The 17,233-nt window shown below is 66.2% G+C and carries 13 protein-coding genes and 1 pseudogene; 5 read left to right on the forward strand and 9 right to left on the reverse strand.

Going from position 1 to position 17,233, the window contains the following annotated elements; genetic code table 11:
• The 4 genes and pseudogenes from C4T42_RS20435 to C4T42_RS20450 form a co-directional block, all read left to right on the forward strand.
• Positions 1-331: transposase (locus tag C4T42_RS20435; protein ID WP_146074017.1), on the forward strand; the 331-nt coding region annotated here is incomplete at its 5' end.
• A 32-nt stretch (positions 332-363) separates the two neighbouring features.
• Positions 364-672, forward strand: a pseudogene (locus C4T42_RS20440) (IS5/IS1182 family transposase); the annotation flags it as partial.
• Positions 673-948: 276 nt separating this feature from the next.
• A complete protein-coding gene (locus tag C4T42_RS20445; protein WP_181049196.1) occupies positions 949-2,064 on the forward strand; it encodes an acyltransferase in 1,116 nt (371 codons plus the stop codon).
• Positions 2,065-2,527: 463 nt separating this feature from the next.
• Positions 2,528-3,502 carry a family 16 glycosylhydrolase gene (locus C4T42_RS20450; protein ID WP_181049197.1) on the forward strand — a complete coding sequence of 325 codons (975 nt, stop codon included), beginning with the start codon at positions 2,528-2,530 and terminating at the stop codon, positions 3,500-3,502.
• A 9-nt stretch (positions 3,503-3,511) separates the two neighbouring features.
• Here the strand turns inward: C4T42_RS20450 and C4T42_RS20455 are convergent, their stop codons facing one another.
• Entirely contained in the window at positions 3,512-4,762 is a 1,251-nt protein-coding gene (locus tag C4T42_RS20455; protein ID WP_083916304.1) for a glycosyltransferase family 4 protein, read from the reverse strand.
• 754 nt (positions 4,763-5,516) lie between these two features.
• Here C4T42_RS20455 and C4T42_RS20460 point away from each other — a divergent pair.
• Positions 5,517-8,378: a winged helix-turn-helix domain-containing protein gene (locus tag C4T42_RS20460; RefSeq protein ID WP_103985778.1), complete on the forward strand. Its 2,862-nt coding sequence runs from the start codon at positions 5,517-5,519 to the stop codon at positions 8,376-8,378.
• A gap of 64 nt (positions 8,379-8,442) precedes the next feature.
• Here the strand turns inward: C4T42_RS20460 and C4T42_RS20465 are convergent, their stop codons facing one another.
• From C4T42_RS20465 to gsiD, 8 genes are all read right to left on the reverse strand, one after another.
• Positions 8,443-9,555 (reverse strand): alkene reductase, encoded by a 1,113-nt coding sequence (locus C4T42_RS20465; protein WP_042674963.1) that lies wholly within the window; start codon positions 9,553-9,555, stop codon positions 8,443-8,445.
• Positions 9,556-9,644: 89 nt separating this feature from the next.
• Positions 9,645-10,160 carry a VOC family protein gene (locus C4T42_RS20470; RefSeq protein WP_020096133.1) on the reverse strand — a complete coding sequence of 172 codons (516 nt, stop codon included), beginning with the start codon at positions 10,158-10,160 and terminating at the stop codon, positions 9,645-9,647.
• A gap of 22 nt (positions 10,161-10,182) precedes the next feature.
• On the reverse strand, positions 10,183-12,396 hold the full coding sequence (paoC, locus tag C4T42_RS20475; RefSeq protein ID WP_103985779.1) for an aldehyde oxidoreductase molybdenum-binding subunit PaoC: 2,214 nt from the start codon (positions 12,394-12,396) through the stop codon (positions 10,183-10,185).
• Between the two features lies 1 nt (position 12,397).
• Positions 12,398-13,348 carry a xanthine dehydrogenase family protein subunit M gene (locus C4T42_RS20480; RefSeq protein ID WP_103985780.1) on the reverse strand — a complete coding sequence of 317 codons (951 nt, stop codon included), beginning with the start codon at positions 13,346-13,348 and terminating at the stop codon, positions 12,398-12,400.
• Positions 13,348-13,923 carry an aldehyde dehydrogenase iron-sulfur subunit PaoA gene (gene paoA, locus C4T42_RS20485; protein WP_107491589.1) on the reverse strand — a complete coding sequence of 192 codons (576 nt, stop codon included), beginning with the start codon at positions 13,921-13,923 and terminating at the stop codon, positions 13,348-13,350. Before paoA ends, C4T42_RS20480 begins: the two co-directional genes overlap by 1 nt.
• A 101-nt stretch (positions 13,924-14,024) precedes the next feature.
• Positions 14,025-14,861 carry a VOC family protein gene (locus C4T42_RS20490; protein ID WP_103985782.1) on the reverse strand — a complete coding sequence of 279 codons (837 nt, stop codon included), beginning with the start codon at positions 14,859-14,861 and terminating at the stop codon, positions 14,025-14,027.
• A gap of 396 nt (positions 14,862-15,257) precedes the next feature.
• Positions 15,258-16,334 (reverse strand): P1 family peptidase, encoded by a 1,077-nt coding sequence (locus C4T42_RS20495; protein ID WP_103985783.1) that lies wholly within the window; start codon positions 16,332-16,334, stop codon positions 15,258-15,260.
• Positions 16,331-17,233 (reverse strand): glutathione ABC transporter permease GsiD, encoded by a 903-nt coding sequence (gene gsiD / locus C4T42_RS20500; RefSeq protein ID WP_020096127.1) that lies wholly within the window; start codon positions 17,231-17,233, stop codon positions 16,331-16,333. The genes C4T42_RS20495 and gsiD overlap by 4 nt, the downstream gene beginning before the upstream one ends.

Consider the following 17,233-nt stretch of genomic DNA (forward strand, 5'->3'; position numbering starts at 1 on the left):
GACCCTCGATGCCATCCCACCCGTGCGCAACGGTCGGCGGGGCCGGCCGCGACACCGCCCGGACAAACTGCACGCTGACAAAGCCTACGACGCTCAACCGCGCCGACACGAGTGCCGGGCGCGTGGGATTGTACCGCGCATCGCACGCCGCGGCATCGACAGCAGCGAACGGCTGGGCCGGCACCGATGGGTGGTGGAGCGCACGCACGCTTGGTTCAACCGCTTCCGTCGGCTGCCCGTGCGCTACGAGCGACGTGCAGACATCTACGAAGCCTTCACCAGCCTCGCTGCCAGCCTCATCACACTCAACCAGATCAGGCGGTTCTGTTAGGCGCTCTAAACCGGAGCAAGTCCACGGTGCTCGACGCCAACACGATCTGGACCTTCCGCGAGGCACTCACACGGGCCGAAATCGCGGGGAAGCCGGCCATCGCAGTGCTGTTATCGGCCTACGACACGGCCCTGCGGCAAGCCGGTTTCCTGGCGATGGGCGGGCAGATCGTCGACGCGACCGTGGTGACCGCACCTAAGCAGCGCGACACGGAAGCCGAGAAGGTGGAACTGAAGGCCGGACGCGTGTCTGACGTCTGGAGGGCTCAGCCCGCCAAGCTCGCCCAGAAGGAGCGGGATGCGCGCTGGACGATCAAGTGGTCGAAGGCCAAGCCGGCGGACAGCCAGGAGCTGTGGACGAACAGCGGTGCGAACGCCGGGATGATCCCGGCGAAGCGGGTGGGCAAAGGGAGCATAGGAATGTCTCCTGGTGGGGACGCCGTTAGCCTATCTGTCACGCCAGCTTCGTCACCTCCGCCCTCTCGACGCGCCGCAGATTACCAAAGTCGAATTTAGCCGGCGGGCTTGAGTCCAGATGCACTTTCGGATGAATGCGCCTCACATTCTCTAAATCATTCGGCCAAGGTGATGCCGGAACCAAACACGACAATCTGCAAGGTGAGCCTGGAGAGCGCCGCCGACATGTTTCACAGCTTCGTCTCGGTGCACGGAACGAAACCCATTTCAGCTTCGGCAGCCACGCCGATGGCTAGTCCGCGCCCCGCGCGCCTGCCAGCTCTTCAGATCCTCCGGTTCATCGCGGCCTTCCTAGTAGTGTTATTCCACGTTGGCAGCGGACTTTCGGTTGAGGCGGGCCATGCGTATAATCCGTTTCATGACGGGGTCATCGGTGTTGACATTTTCTTTGTCCTGAGCGGCTTTATTATCGCCTACACGGCCGAACCGGCGCGTGGGATGGGCCACTTCGCGGTCCGTCGTGCAGCCCGGGTCGTGCCGCTCTACTGGCTGCTCACGAGCGGCGTGGTGTTCGTCGCCCTTGTGGCTCCGACCCTCGTCAACGGTACCACTGTGTCGGCCGAAAAGATTGTCCGATCTTATCTCTTTATTCCCTATCAGAAAGACAATGGGTTCATCCAACCGCTGCTTTTTTTGGGATGGACGCTCTGTTTTGAGATGTATTTCTATGCCTTGTTTTGCCTGTGTTTGAGCACCGGTCGATATACCGTCTGGTGTTCCTGTGCACTTCTCTCACTGATCGTCCTCGTCGGCTGGATACGGCCCGAAGGAAGCACGCTCTGGCGTTTCTACACGAGCCCGTTGATCCTCGAGTTCGCTTTCGGCCTCATCCTGTCGCAGATCTATGCGAGTAGGCTGCCGTTCGAACCTAGGGGGACCGCGCTCGCCGCGCTCCTCGCGACCGGTGCCCTAGTGCTTTACCTGCTAGATCTAGACCTACACTCGGTGATCAAGCACGGTTTTGTCGCGACACTCATCGTAGCATCCTTCCTGTCACTGCCCCCTTTTAAAGGGCGCTTGGTTGGAATCCTGGTTCTTCTCGGGGATGCGTCGTACGCGCTCTATTTGAGTCATCCTTATTTCATTCAGGCGTCGATTAAGATCGCCGCCCCACGCGTCGGTGGGGATCTCACTCTGCTGGCTGTTGTCATTGCGGTCAGCTTGGCAATCGCCATCGCGGTGCTTCTGCATCGTCTGGTCGAACGACCTGCGCAGAGTTTTATCCTGAAGCGGTTCACCCGCACGCAAACCGCGTGACGGCCGCGCGACGTGTCCTGCGCGCTATCAATCGCGTCGCGGAGCAAGGCCCGCGATAAGCCGAGATCTTCACCAGCACACAGGACAGGCCATGAGCAAAGGCCCGCTATTTTCCAGATCGACGCTTGCATCTCCGAATCGTCGCGCGATACTCGCCCTACTGGCAACTGGTGCTACGGTGTCTCGGGTTCCGGCCGCTCACGCCGCTGCCAATTCGGCGCCCAGCGACTTGCCGTCTTACTCGATCCATGACGCGCGCGTCGCTCCGAACGGGCGGACAGCGACGGTGGCGATCCGTCGGGGTGGACCGACTGCGTATTCGTGCTGCATTCGGTTCGAGATCGACGGTGGCGCGTCGCCTCGGTCCGGCGCCTTCGTGTTCGAGCACGATGTCGATGAAGTCCTTGTCCCGGTAATCCTGCCGAGTCCGAGCGCGTCCGCAAGCATCCGGATCCGACCCTTCGTGACCTATGACTTCCGTCCCACTATTGCTGAGGCGGAAGCCCGTATTGGACCAGAGGTCTCTGACCCCTCACCGTTGGCGCTCGGAGCGGTCACCCGGGCCTGGGACGCGCCAAAGCCGAGACCCGTTGCCAAGAATTGGATACGCGATTTCTATAGCGATCTCGTCACAGATTTCGCCTGCACGGCCACCGGCTTCGATCGAGACGGACGTCCATGCTTCACGAACAGCCTTCCGAGCGGCCGGGCGCAGTTTACTAATCTCGAAGTGGGCCTCTATTCGGATCCAGGCCTGCATGGCACCGCGCCGCTCCAGATGCTCAACGGCCGGCGCCTTCTCGTCCCAGAGCGCCTTCGGCGTCCCACCGTGGTCGCGCAAGGAGGTCATACAAAACTGTGCACTCATTCCACACCACTCGTCTCGACCGAACACAATGGACGGCTGGGATATGGGCGGTTCGCCTATCGCTTTGCACTCCTGAACATGCAGCAGGGCTGCTGGCCGGCAGGCTGGCAATTGTGCCTTCCGCATTATCGCTGGCCAAACTGCGAGCAAGACACGGTCGAGATTTCGTTTAACCAGCCTGATCCTGCATCCGTCCTTCCCTACCAGACCAACTGGTGGGGCGTGGCCGGAACAGGTGGTTCCAAGGAAGGGCAGTTCGTCGATATCGAGCGACTTCTGCCCAATTTTCGGTATGACGAGCCCCACACGTATTGGTCCGAATGGACCCCAAAATACATGGCCTTCGGAATCGACGAAATCCTCACCTTCTCGGTTCCCAACCGATTTTTTCTTGTCAACCCTGCGGATTTGAAGGATCCGAACCGGGTCTTCATGATGCTTCAGATCGCTCTGGGGGGAGCGGGCGGCAATACTGAGAACGGCTTCTATCCCATGGCTCCCAGCGCCTGGGTTCCGGGCGCGCCGGCCATGCTCGTCGAGCACATGGCGCATTACGCCATGCCGCTCTGACGGCGGTAGCTACGGCGAGGGACACCGGCCGCGGGACGCCTGCTCTGCTCCCGCGTCTGCTAGGCCACCGTCGCGCGCGCTGCGGTTAGCTGAGGTCGAGCCTGAGTCGCTTTTCATTGACCTCGCCGCCGTAAGCGCAAACTCGTAGAGGTTGTCCCAATACGCATTCGCTTCCTGGGCGCCGAAGAGACGCTCCGCGTCGGATCGGGCGCGACGCCTCATGTCGTAGAGTTCGTCAGGCTGTTCGATCAGCCGCTCGATCTCCCTGATCGCCGCCCTTGCCATCCGTTCAATTTCCCCTTCAACCAGACCCTCGTAAGCTCGGCTGCCACGGTCGGGATGAGCAATATGGGCCCACTCGCCATTCGGCGTCGTGTCGAGATCAAGTAGAAGACCGTTATGGCGGTGCGCGATGAATTCGGGTAATGCACCCTGTCGCGTGCCAACGACCGGGGTGCCGTGGATCATCGACTCGATAGCACTGTAGCCGAACGTGTCGCAGAACGTGGCGAGGAGCGAAACATGCGAGCGGCGAAACAGATCGTGGACCTCGACGTTCGACAGTGTGGCGTGCCAGCGAACGTTCGGAAGCTTTAGCGCGGCGCGGAAGCGATCATAGAAGTGGTCGTTCAAAGGATCGGTCCAGACGCCGCGGCCTACCTGCAGCGAACTGACGATCTCAACCTGCACCGGCAGCTTCTTTTGAAGTGCCAATTCGGCCAGCCTGACCGCAACGCATCCCCCCTTTCGCGCGAAATGATTGCCGACGAATGAGACGACGAACGGAGCCGGCCCCACCGGCTCAGGTTGAGCCGGCTCTGCAGGCAACTCGATATTCGGGTACCGGACGGACAGCTTTCCGTAGAGTATATCGCGTAGCGGACTATTCTTGTGCGTCTCCTCAAAAATTTTTCTCGCATATTCGGAGATCGCGATGATGCCCCGACAGCGCGAGGATGCGAGCATTCGAGAGAGCAGACTGTAATAGCGGCTGGTCTCTAAGCCGAATCCTCGGGGCATATGAGATTCGAAGCCGATGAGGAAAGGCGCGTTGCCGAGCGGGATTCGGTTGAAGGCGTGAACAAGGTCAAAGCGCCGCAGCGGCCAAGGATTGAAGGCCGTAATCCCCTCGATGCCTTGATGCACCCAATTAAGCGGAAGGAAGTTCCGGTTCTCGATCCTGTGTCGCGACTGCCGCGGCCCGTTGAAGCGCCAGGGATAGCGCGTCGGGGCCAGGATCCGGAGGGGCCGCTGTAACATTGCCTAACTGTCCTTCATCCACCCAGTAAAACGCGGCACACTGTTTAGGTAGCGCGATCTCGCGGGGAGACACGCGCTGATCGTGATCGCGCGCAGTCCGATGTCTGGCTCATGAAAGGATGCAACGGGAAACGACGCAAGGGCTACTGATTACCTCGAAAGAAGCTGCTGTAGGCGATCGCGCAGACTCGACAGTCCCGGGGCGATCAGCGCAGGCGAATGGCATAGGCGCGACCCCGACTCAAAGGTGGCTCAACGATCGGACCGTAGCCCACACTTGAAGTGCGGCTCTTCAAGGAGACGCATCTGCCGGGTTGGACCGGCGCCCCAGTGAGCACAATGTCCGCTTCCAGGAAACAGCAATCATCAGCTGAAGGGCTGGGATGGGCGCGCAGCCGAATGTCAGGTCCTGCGCGCGCAGGCAATTCGGCGTGACGACGTATGGCCGTAAGCGGAACGGCCGCTTCTGAACTCATTCGCCGGGAAATCGGACGGGCTCCTGGCGATCCATGCCAGTCACCCTGATCGCCGAAAGCTCTTTCCTGATACGTCGATGTGGATGCCACCTGCCGGCATCGATCAGCCGGAGTGAAGATTTTGCAAGACCATTGCCGGAGGCATCCACCCCGACGCTTCCGCATGAGCAGACCGGACGAATGGCTGAGGCCTCCACGACATGCTAGCGGTGCTGCAACCGACAGCGTAGCAAGGCCATCTCTCCGGGATCGAACAGGAGTGCGATAGCGACAGCTGCATGGATACGCGGGAAGGCAGAGCCGTTCACTACATCTTCGACGATTTCGTATTGAGCCCGTCCGAGCAGCGGCTTTGGCGAGCCGAAAAAGTCGTAAGGCTTGGGGGACGACCTTTGGAAATTCTGACCGCGCTCGTCGAACGCGCAGGTCAGGTCGTAAGCAAGGCGGATCTCCACAAGCGCGCATGGCCGCGAACGACGGTTGATGAGTCCAATTTGAAGGTCAACATCGCGGCGATCCGGCGCGCACTCGAAGGAGCGGAACCGGAGAAGCGCTTCATCGCGACGGTGAGCGGACAAGGGTACCGCTTCGTCGCGCCCGTCGACGTCATGTCCTGGCCGATTTCGGCAGCAGCGCGGCGCCATAACCTTCCGAGATCGACGGACCTGCTCGGTCGATCCGAGGATCTAGCGGCGATCGCCACGAAGGTGCTGCAGCGACCGCTGGTTACGATCACGGGTCCCGGCGGCGTCGGCAAAACCAGCTTGGCCGTGGCAGTGGGACATGCCCTCGTCGAGCAGTTCCCGGACGGGGTCTGGATGGTCGACCTGTGCATCATCGACAGCGACCGCTATCTCGCGAGCGCGTTCGCTCAGGAGATGCGCATCGCAATCCATGCGGACGATCCTCAGGCTGCACTCGCGACTGCCCTGGCGGATCGGCAGTGCCTGCTCGTTCTGGATTGTTGTGAGAACGCCCTCGATCAGGCGGCCCGGCTGGCCACCATGCTCGCGACCGCCGCGCCCGGAATTCACGTATTGGCCACGAGCCGGGAGCCGCTCCGGATGGCGCACGAGACCGTGCATCGCCTCCAACCCCTGCCGGCTCCGACGGCGTTCGGGACGCTCGACGCGAAGGATGTTCTGACCTTCCCGGCCGTGGCGCTGTTCGTCGCGCGCGCTTCGGCCGCCGCTCCAGGCTTCGGCCTCCAGGACGACGACGCGTGGACCGTCGTCGAGATCTGTCGCCGCCTCGACGGGTTGCCGCTGGCGCTGGAACTTGCCGCGACGCGGGTCGGGGCGTTTGGACTTCGCGGCCTCCTTCGCCTGCTGAACGAATGCCTGGACCTTCTGGACGACGACCGACGGGCAGGTCATCCCCGGCAGCGTGGCCTGACCGCGACGTTGGACTGGAGCTACGGGCTGCTGTCGCAGGGAGAGCAGGCCCTGTTTCGACGGCTGTCCGTCTTTCACGGCGTCTTCCCGCTCGACGCCGCGCTCGCGGTCGGCCGTTCTGCTGGGGAGGCCGAGCGTGCATGCATCAGCCAATTGGCCGATCTCGTCGCCAAGTCGCTGATTGTCGCTATTCCTGGGTGGTCGGCCCGGTACCAGCTTCTCGACACGACGCGGGCCTACGGATTGCAGCGCCTCGCCGAGAGTGGCGAGGATGATGCGGTCCGTCGGCGGCACGCGGAGTTTTGTGCCGCGCAATGTCGCGACGTCTCGGCGCGCAGGAGCGCGAAGGCGGAATCCGACCCGCGCGAGGAGTTGGTCGCGCTCGTCCAAAACGTCCGCGTGGCACTCGACTGGTGCCTGACCGACCGGCGCGATCCCGTCCTCGGTCGAACGCTGGCAGCCGAGGCGCTCGTGGTGTGGGACACGCTCGCGCTGCTCCAGGAACGGATCGAGGCGAGCGAGTGGGCGCTCGCGTCGGCCGCCCCCGCCGACGGTCCGGAAGACCGGTACGAGATCACACTGCGGGCGTCGCTCGCTGCGGCCCTGCTTCAGGTCGAGGGTCCGACGGCGCGGATCGCGGAGTTGTGGAGCGGGGCGCTCGCCCGCGCCGAACGGTTGTCCGACCGCGATGGCCAGTTGCGGGCGCTCTGGGGCTTGTGCGACTTCCAGACCTGGGTCGGGGACCACGGCGCCTCATTCGACCTGACGGAGCGCATCAGGACGCTGGCGGCCGCCAGCGGCGATCGCGCGGCCAGCGCGGCCGTCGACAGGCCCGCCGCCACCGCGCTCCGCTATCTCGGCCGTCTCGACGAGGCTCGCGAGGCAGCGGAGCGCCTGCTGGCCCGTGCGGCCCGCCGTGACAGTCCCGGCCGACGGCTGGAGGATCACGGCTTGATCGCGGCACGCGGCACCCTCGCGAACGTCCTGTGGCTCCAGGGACGGCCGGATCACGCCGTCGCGGCGGCGCGGCGCGCGCTCGTCGAGGCCGAAGCCAGCGGCCAGGCCTTCGCCCTCACGAATGCCCTGGCACACACGGTGATCCCGATCGCGCTCCATGGCGGCGATCTCGACGAGGCCGAGCGCGGCCTCGTCCGCCTCGGGGACCACGTCGCACGTCACGCCATGCGGATCTGGCAGGTGATCGCCGATTGCCTCGAAGCGATCGTGAGCCTCCGCCGGGGCGATGCGGGCGGGCTGCACCGCCTCGAGGATGCCCTCGTCGAGATGGGGGAGATCGGCTTCCGGATGCGGCGTCCGGCCTATCTCGGCTCGCTGGCGTCCGGCCTCGCGGCGCATGGCCGCCTTCCCAACGCGCTCGCTCGCATCGACGACGCGCTCGCCGCCTCCGCGTGCGGCGGTGAACTCTGGTGCCAGCCGGAACTGCTGCGCATCAAGGGCGAGATCCTCCTCGCCTCCACTGGCATCGCCGGCGAGGCGGACGCGGCGCGGCACTTCCTGCAAGCGATCGATCTGGCCGGTAGCCAGGGAGCGGCGATGTGGCGCCTACGGGCTGCGACGAGCCTCGCTGCGCTGGATGACCGGTACGGTGGCCCGGCAGCCCTCGCCGCCACCCTCGACGGATTCAACGAAGGGCTCGACACGCCCGATCTCAGGGCAGCGCGGGCGCGCCGTGCTGGTCGGGGAGGACTTGGCAGCGATGCGGGCCGGCCGGTCTCCCTGGCCTGACGCCGCCGCCCATGAGCCGATATGCGGCGAGGGCAGCGGATCGGCGCTCAACAGACTCCCTCCTTTATGCGTTCCCTGAAACGTCCAAGGTCGGATAATCGGTATAACCCTCGGCTCCGCCGCCATAGAACGTCGCCTGATCGGCCTCCGCGAGAGGGGCGTTGCGGCGCAGCCGCTCGACCAGGTCGGGATTCCCGATGAAGGAGCGACCGAAGGCGATCATGTCGGCGTAGCCGGAGGCGATCGCCTCGATGGCGAGCTGCCGGTCGTAGCCGTTATTGGCGATGTAGGCCCCACCGAAAGCGGCGTGCAGCGCCTTGTAGTCGAACGCGGATGACCCGTTCGGCCCGCGCGTCTGCCCCTCGACGCAGTGGAGATAGGCCAGTCCCAGCTCCCCAAGCCTCCGAGCGAGATAGCCGTAGGTTGCCTGCGGGTCGCTGTCGAGCGGAGTATCACCGACAGCCCGCGTCATCGGCGAGAGCCTCAGGCCGACGCGGTCGGCACCCCACACCTCCGCGACCGCCTCTACGACTTCAACGGCAAGCCGCGTGCGGTTCTCGACCGAGCCGCCGTAGCGATCTGTCCTCCGGTTCGTGCTGTCGCGGATGAATTGATCGAGCAGGTAGCAGTTCGCGGAATGCACCTCGATCCCGTCGAAGCCCGCCTGCTTGGCGAGGAACGCGGCGCGCCGATAGTCGCTGATCAGATCGGGAATCTCGTCGGTCCGCAGCGCGCGCGGCATGGATGGAGGTGCCTGCGTGCGGCTCTCGAGGAAGACGAGCTCACCGGCCTGGATGGCCGAGGCCGACACGGGCGCCTCGCCATTCTCCTGGAGGCTGACATGCGACATGCGCCCGACATGCCAGAGCTGGCAGACGATCCGGCCGCCTGCCTCGTGCACGGCCGAGGTCACACGCGACCATGCCTCGGCCTGCACCTCCGTGTAGATGCCTGGCGTGAAGGCATAGCCCCGGCCCTGCCGTGAGATGTTGGTCGCCTCGGTGATGATGAGGCCGGCCGATGCGCGCTGCCGGTAATACGCGACGGCGAGATCCGAATGAACGCCCTGCATGTCGGCACGCGAGCGCGTGAGCGGTGCCATGGCGATGCGGTTGGCGACGTCGATGGCACCGATCTTCGTTGGAGAAAACAGATCACGATCTGCGGTCGTCGGCATGTGCGGGATCTCTCCTTGCCTCACAGGTTGCAGACGCGCGCGTTGCCCGGCATTGGGAATCCGACCGCTGCGTTTGCAAGTCTCGCCTCTCACTCCGCCCGGGCGGCCGTCGCGCTCCGGTTGGCGTACATGAGCTCCGTCGAGTGCGAGTAGATCTCGATCAGGTTGCCCCAGGGATCCTCGCAGTAGACTGCCTTGAACGGCTCTCCCTCGAACAGTGTCCAGACCTTCGAGCGCTGCTTGCCGCCCATCTCGGCGATCCGCCGCGCGAGGCCCTCGACGTCGGGGTCGACCAAGCAGAAGTGGAAGACGCCGGTCTTCCAGTAGCGGAAGTTGTCGTCGACGGCTTCCGACTTCGGTGTGACGAACTCGAAGAGTTCGATCCCCACCCCGTTCGCGGTGGCGAGGTGGGACACGTATCCCTCCTCGAACCGATCACCGAAGATCCCCTTGAACACCTCGCCGATATGCGAGCCGTCGTGCCTGACGTGCAGGGGCCCGATGATGTGCCGGCAGCTGAAGGCCTTGGTGTACCACTCGGTCGCTGCCCGGATGTCGGTGACGGTCAGGCCGACATGCGTCACGGGAACGGGATGATAGGCCATCTCTCTCTCCGCAGGTGAAGAATCAGGCCGCGCGCGGCAGCCGGTCGAGCAGCTTGTCGAGGGTGATGGGATAGTCGCGGACGCGGATGCCGGTGGCGTTGTAGACGGCGTTCGCCACCGCCGCGGCCGCCCCGCACAAGCCGATCTCGCCGATGCCCTTGGCCTTCATCGGGGACGAGACCGGGTCCGGATGGTCGAGGAAGACGACGTCGAGGTGCGGGATGTCGGCATGGACCGGCACCTCGTAGCCGCCGAGGTCGTGGTTGATGAAGAAGCCGTGGCGCGTGTCGACGACGAGCGCCTCCATGAGCGCCGACCCCACCCCCATCGTCATGGCGCCGATCACCTGGCTTCGCGCCGTGAGCGGATTGAGCACCCGGCCGGCATCGATGACCGCGAGCATGCGGCGGACGCGCATCTCCCCGGTGAACCGGTTCACGGCGACTTCGGCGAACTGCGCCCCGAAGGTGGCCTGGACGAACTCCTTGTCGAGGTCGCCGTAGGTGATCCGGTCCTCGGCGGTCAGTGGTCCGGTCTCAACGGCGTCGCGGAGAGGTACGCTCCGACTGCCCGCCGTGACCCTCCCGTCCGCGAACGCCACGTCCTCGGCATTGAAGCCGAGCCGCGCCGCGACGCTCGCCCGCAGCGCCACGCAAGCGGCGTAGAGCCCGGACGTGGCGTTGTTCGCGCCGAACTGTCCGCCGGACCCGGCGGCTTCGGGGTAGTCCGAGTCGCCGAGCCGCACCGTCACGGCCTCGATCGGCACACCCATCATCTCGGCAGCTGTCTGGGCGAGGATGGTGTAGCTGCCGGTCCCGATATCGGTCATGTCGGTCTCGACCGACAGCCGGCCATCCTGCTCGAGCCGGACGCGGGCACCGGACGGCATCAGGAGGTTCTGGCGAAAGCCCGCCGCCATGCCCATGCCGACGAGCCAGCACCCATCGCCCACAGCGCCGGGCACCGGGTTGCGGCGGGCCCAGCCGAAGCGGTCCGCGCCGAGTTGGAGGCACTCGATCAGGTGCCGCTCCGAGAAATGCCGGTGCGGCTTGCGCGGATCGACCTGCGTGTCGTTCCGAATCCGGAACGCGACGGGATCGATGCCTAGCTTCTCGGCCATCTCGTCCATCGCGATCTCGAGCGCCATCAGGCCGGGGGCCTCACCCGGAGCCCGCATGTCGTTGCCCTCGGCGAGATCGAGGGTCGCGAGCCTCATGGACAGCTCGCGGTTCGGGGCCGCGTAGATGAGCCGTGTCGGCGCGATCGCCGCCTCCGCGTAGGCGCCGGACAGATTTCCGTTGAGGCTGTGGTGGCCGATCGCTGTGAGCCGCCCGTCATGAGTCGCACCGAGACGGATGCGCTGGATCGTGCCGGCGCGGCGCGTGCCGTTATTCGCGATCAGCGGACGCTGCAGCGCGACCTTGCACGGGCGTCCGACGGCTCTGGCGCCGAGGGCCGAGAGGAGCGCGTCGCTGCGCATGATCAGCTTCGATCCGAACCCGCCGCCGATGAACGGCGCGTCCAGCCGCAGATCCTCCTTCGCGATGCCAAGCGCCTGCGCGAGGCTATTGCGGTGCCAGGAGACGACCTGCGCCGAGGTCCAGATCGTCAGCTTGCCGTCGCGCCACGCGGCCGTGGTGGCGTGCGGCTCCATCATCGCATGAGTCTGGTCGGGGGTGGTGTAGATCTCGTCCAGGATCACGGGAGCGGTGGCGAGCGCTTCCTCGAACGCCCCGATCCGATCGACCACGGGGTAGTCCGGATTGTCGCGATCCGCGATCGGCTCGGCCTTGGCAGCCTCCGCCGCCAAATCGCAGCGCGCCGGCTCGGCTTCGTAGTCGACGCGGACGAGGTGGGCCGCCGCGCGCGCCTCCTCGAAGGTCTCTGCCACGACGAGCGCGACGGCTTGATGATAGTGGCGTACCTCGGCACCGCCGAACAGGTGGAGGGTCGTCCGGAACCCCGGCGGGGCGGCGTCGTACTCGAGCGTCGTCAGGATCGCGAGGACACGCGAAGCCCTTCGTGCGGCCGTGGCGTCGATCCGCGTCACCCGACCGCGGGCGATCGTGGCGCCGACGATCCAGCCATAGGCAGGATCCGTCGCCGCATCGTGCCGCTCGTAGGCGTAAGGCGCCGTCCCGGTGACCTTCAGGGCGCCGTCGACGCGCCGATGGGGCTGCCCGACGATGGTCTGACCGTCGATGGAGTTCTGCCCGGCAGGCGTGTCGAACCGCATGTCACACCCTCCCTTCGCTCAGCACCAGTGCGAGCGCGCGCTCGGCGAGCGGGATCTTGAAGGCGTTCCCGGCCGTGGGCGTCGCGCCCTGGAAGGCCGCCGTGACAACGGCTGCCGGTCCACCCGGCAGGAGCGCCTCCGCATCCTCCACCCGCCACGGTCGCGGTGCGACGCCGCCGAATGCGACCCGCCCCGTCCCGTCCTTGTGCAGGACGACTGCGACTGACACGATCGCGAAGGCGTAGGAGGCCCGGTCGCGGACCTTGTGATAGTGGTGCGTCCCGCCCGGCGGTCGCGGGAGCGTCACGGCGGTGACGAGCTCGCTCGGTTCGAGTGGGTGCTCGATCTCCGGCCGGTCGCCCGGCAGCAGGTGAAAATCGCCGATCGCGATCCGGCGCTGCGACCCGTCGGGCCTGACGGTCTCGACGGTGGCGTCGAGGACACGCAGCGCCACGGCCATGTCGCCCGGGTTCTGAGCGATGCAATGCGGGCTCGTGCCCACGACGGCGAGCGAGCGGGTGACGCCACCGAGGGCCGAGCAGCCAGAGCCCGGCTGGCGCTTGTTGCATGGCAGGGACGTCTCGTAGAAGTACGGGCAGCGATTGCGCTGCAGGAGGTTGCCGGCGGTCGTCGCCTTGTTGCGCAGCTGCCCCGTGGCGCCGGCCACGATCGCCCGCGCGAGGACACCGTAATCGCGCTTCACGCGCGGGTGGGCGGCAACCTCGGTGTTGGTGGCGAGCGCACCGATGCGCAGACCGCCGTCCGGCAGATCCTCGATTGCCTGCAGCGGCAGATGCCGGATGTCGACGAGATGGGCCGGCGCCTCGATCTGGAACTTCATCAGGTCGAGCAGGTTCGTACCGCCCGCGATGAACCGGGCGCCTGGCCGGGCGGCGACGGCCGCCACGGCCGCTTCGGCGCTCGCGGCGCGCTCGTAGCTGAAGGGCCGCATCAGGGCCTCCCCGCGACGTCCGCCACGGCATCGGCGATGTTGGAGTAGGCGCCGCATCGGCAGATGTTGCCGCTCATGCGCTCGCGCAGTTCGCCATTGTCCAGCGTCATCGGTGCCATGAGGTCGCCGGTGGCGTGGCTCGGCACGCCCGCCCTGATCTCGGCGAGGACAGCCACCGCGGAGCAGATCTGGCCCGGCGTGCAGTAGCCGCATTGGAAGGCGTCGTGCGCGATGAACGCCGCCTGCATGGGATGAAGCCGGTCCGGCCGGCCCAATCCCTCGATCGTCGTCACCTCGTCCCCGTCGTGCATAGCCGCGAGGCTGAGGCATGCGTTGATGCGAATCCCGTTCACCAGCACCGTGCAGGCACCGCAATGGCCGTGGTCGCACCCCTTCTTGGTGCCCGTGAGGTGCAGGTGCTCGCGCAGGGCGTCGAGCAGCGTCACGCGGCTGTCGAGATCGAGACGCCGACATTCGCCGTTGACCGTGAGCGAGAGGGAAAGCGAACCGGATGCCTCCGGAGCGTGCTCATCGACCGCCCGTTGATCGACCTCATGTGGGCTGGGAGGACTCATCGGGTATCCCTTCCTCGTCGATCCAACCTGGCGCGATGGCCGATCCGCACGGCCGAAGCGCCGAAATCAGGCTCTCTTCTCCCCTCTTCGGCTACCTCACCTCAGCCCCGGTTCGTCGCCGCCCGGCGCGCCTCGGCAGCGTCAGCGAACGTCTTTTTTACGGGACCGAGCACTTGGACGAACTCGAGCTGCTCGCCCTCGGGCCCCTTGCAGTAAATGATCGACCAGCCGTTCGACGGACCCTCGTGGATCTTGATCGTATTGGTATCCCTCGGCGCCGCGCGGCGCTGCTCCTCGGAGTGCACGGGTACGGTGCGGTTCGCCCTGACCTGCGTCATGCCACGGCGGGCGCACTCGGCCTCGAGATCGGCGATGAACTTGTCGAAGTTCACGTCATCGCGGACGTAGAAGCAAATGTGCATCGAGCGCGGGTAGGCCGGGCTCATGTGGTCGCGCGGCTCGGCCCAGCTGTCGCCGCCGCCCATCGGCTGCGTGGCGTCGCGATACTGCAGGAGTTCGATGACGACGTTCTCGAATTGGACGAAGCGGACATCGAGCCGCTGGGAGCCACCCTTCAGGTCCGGGACGCCGATGGTGCGAGGATCGACGCGGCGCTCGCGGGCAACGATCTCTTGATCGGCCATCAGCGTGAAATGGACCGGCTCCCCCTTGAAATCGCCGTCCCGCATGACCTCGGTGCCGCCGAGTACCTCGGTGTAGAAGGCGAAAGCCCGGTCCATGTTCTGGACCGTGACGCCGAAATGCTGCACGCCTTGCAGGCGCGCGCCGAGTGGACCATCGTCACGTCCGCCCAGTCGCCCAGTCTGCGCGGAGGCAGTAGTTGCTCCGAGAAGACTCGCGGCTGCAGCGGCACCGGCAACCTGAAGGACTTCACGGCGAATGTGTCCGCCATGCCCGTCGTTGCTTTGATGGTTCATAACGATACACCAGCTCGAGGCTCTCAGCCCAGAGCTATACTAATGTCGCGAGCGATGTGCAGGTAAAAAAAGGTTAAATTCGACAAGGCGCCGGCTCTCTGATGGGGCAGCGCGCAGCACCGAAGGTCTGCTTCTTGGCTAATGACCGGGTGCAGGTTGTGGTGAAACTGGAATGCGCAAGTTGAGCTGCTATTAAGTCCGCTTCGAAGAAGCGGGCCCGGACACGCGGACGGGCTAATACCGGCCCAACCCGGTTGCCTCGCAACGTTCACGTCGGCCTCGAGAGCGGTCATCAGCAGCCGCGCGCTCGTATTCGGGTTTGCCCGGTGTTGTCTAGACGCGGTGATAGATCCCGGCGACGCCCTCGATATTCGTCGAGATCGGGACGCGCATCGCTCAGGCTCCGAGGATATCGGCCCAGCCGGGCAGGAGATCGGTCAGGGCGTCCCGCCGGTGGCCGTCGCGGCCCGTGACCGCCTCGGCCCGCCAAAGGGCGTGGACGATCGCTTGCTCGATCCCGTCCGCGGCGGCCTCGAACAGCGGGTCGAGCTCCGCGTCGTGCAGCAGGGCGGGCGCCGGCATCGGGCGGCCGGGATCCTGCGGCACCGTGTAGGCGGTCGAGAAGGCGAGCGCGATATCGCCGCTGCCGTGGCCGAACACCGAGCCGGTCCGGGCGAGGCCTGCCCCGGCCCGCAGGGCGAGGCGGCGGAGCTGACGCGCGTCGAGGGGCGCGTCGGTGGCGACGATCATGATGATCGAGCCCTTCTCCGGCGGTTCGGTGCCGGATTCCGGCTCCCCGGCGGCCGCCCGGAGCTGAGCGGCGAGCGGCACGCCGCGGACCCGAATCTGGGATGGCTTGCCGAAATTCGACAGGACGAGCGAGCCCAGCGTGAACCGGCCCCGCGCGCGCGCGCGGACCCGCCGGGAGGCGGTGCCGATGCCGCCCTTGAGCCCGAAGCTCGACATCCCGCGCCCGGCCCCGACCGACCCTTCCGCGACGGCGGCGCCCGCCGCGTCCAGGGCGTCGCGATAATGGGACGCCTCAACCGCCATCCGCTGAAGGTCGTTGAGGTAGCCGTCGTTGCACTCGAAGACGAGCGGGTTGAGCGTCGGCAGCGCGCGCCCGATTTCCGGATTGTCGGCGATCGCGGCGCGGATCTGGGCGGCGACCACCGCCGGCACCGCGAAGGTGTTGGTCAGGGCGATCGGCGTCTCCAGCACACCGAGTTCCTCGACCTGCATCAGGCCGACGGACTTGCCGAAGCCGTTCAGCACGACGCCGGCCGCCGGAACGCGGTCCCGGTATGTATCGCCGCCGTGCGGCCGCACGACTGTAACGCCAGTCTGAACGTCGCCCTCGGCCAGCGTGCAATGGCCGACCGTCACGCCCGGGACGTCGGTGATGGCGTCGCGCGGACCCCGCGGCAGGCGGCCGACGCGGGGCGCGGGGCGCGGGGGGGCGGCCGGCGTCACAGGCGGTCGATCTTCGGGTCGAGGGCGTCCCGGAGGCCGTCCCCGAGGAGATTGAAGGCCAGCACCGTGAAGAAGATCGCGAGGCTCGGGAACAGCGCGACGTGCGGCGCCGAGACCATGTCGGCGCGGGCCTCGTTCAGCATGGCGCCCCATTCGGGCGTCGGCGGCTGCGCGCCCATGCCGAGGAAGGACAGGCTCGCGGCCGTGATGATCGAGGTGCCCAACCGCATGGTGAAGTAGACCACGATGCCCGAGATCGTGCCCGGCAGGATGTGGCGCAGGATGATCGTCCGGTCCGGAGCGCCGATGCTCCGCGCGGCCTCGATGTAGGTGCTGTTCTTCAGGACCAGGGTCGTGCCGCGCACGAGGCGCGCGAAGGCCGGGACGCTGAAGACCGACACCGCCACCACGACGTTGACGAGCCCCGAGCCCAGGATGGCGACGACGCCGAGCGCCAGCAGGATGCCCGGGAAGGCGAACAGCACGTCGGACATGCGCATGACGATCCGGTCCCACCAGCCGCCGTAGTAGCCCGCCAGGAGACCGAGCACGGTCCCGACGAGCCCGCCGACGGCGACCGAGAGGAAGCCGGTCGCCAGGGAGATCCGCGCGCCCTCGACGATGCGGCTCAGGATGTCGCGCCCGAGGGGATCGACGCCGAGCCAGTGCGCGAGCGACGGGCCCTCGTTGATCCGGTCGTAGTCGAAGTCGTTGACCGGGTCGTAGGGCACGATCCACGGCGCCAGCACGGCGACCACGACCAGCAGGCCGATGAAGCCCAGGGCGAGGACGGCTACGCGCTGGCGCCGGAACTTGCGCCAGAATTCCGACCACGGCGTCCGGATGCCGGTGGGGACGGGCGCGACGGTGGGGGCGGCGGGGACGAGGATATCGGTCAC

Origin of the sequence: Methylobacterium sp. 190mf (assembly GCF_900107945.1) — a bacterium.
Taxonomy (GTDB): Bacteria; Pseudomonadota; Alphaproteobacteria; order Rhizobiales; family Beijerinckiaceae; genus Methylobacterium.

Bases quoted from the DNA above. Each gene is read 5' to 3' on its own strand.
- C4T42_RS20455 (WP_083916304.1), bottom strand. From the start codon at position 4,762: ATGTTACAGCGGCCCCTCCGGATCCTGGCCCCGACGCGCTATCCCTGG.
- C4T42_RS20460 (WP_103985778.1), top strand. From the start codon at position 5,517: ATGGATACGCGGGAAGGCAGAGCCGTTCACTACATCTTCGACGATTTC.
- C4T42_RS20465 (WP_042674963.1), bottom strand. From the start codon at position 9,555: ATGCCGACGACCGCAGATCGTGATCTGTTTTCTCCAACGAAGATCGGT.
- C4T42_RS20470 (WP_020096133.1), bottom strand. From the start codon at position 10,160: ATGGCCTATCATCCCGTTCCCGTGACGCATGTCGGCCTGACCGTCACC.
- paoC (WP_103985779.1), bottom strand. From the start codon at position 12,396: ATGCGGTTCGACACGCCTGCCGGGCAGAACTCCATCGACGGTCAGACC.
- C4T42_RS20480 (WP_103985780.1), bottom strand. From the start codon at position 13,348: ATGCGGCCCTTCAGCTACGAGCGCGCCGCGAGCGCCGAAGCGGCCGTG.
- paoA (WP_107491589.1), bottom strand. From the start codon at position 13,923: ATGAGTCCTCCCAGCCCACATGAGGTCGATCAACGGGCGGTCGATGAG.
- C4T42_RS20490 (WP_103985782.1), bottom strand. From the start codon at position 14,861: ATGAACCATCAAAGCAACGACGGGCATGGCGGACACATTCGCCGTGAA.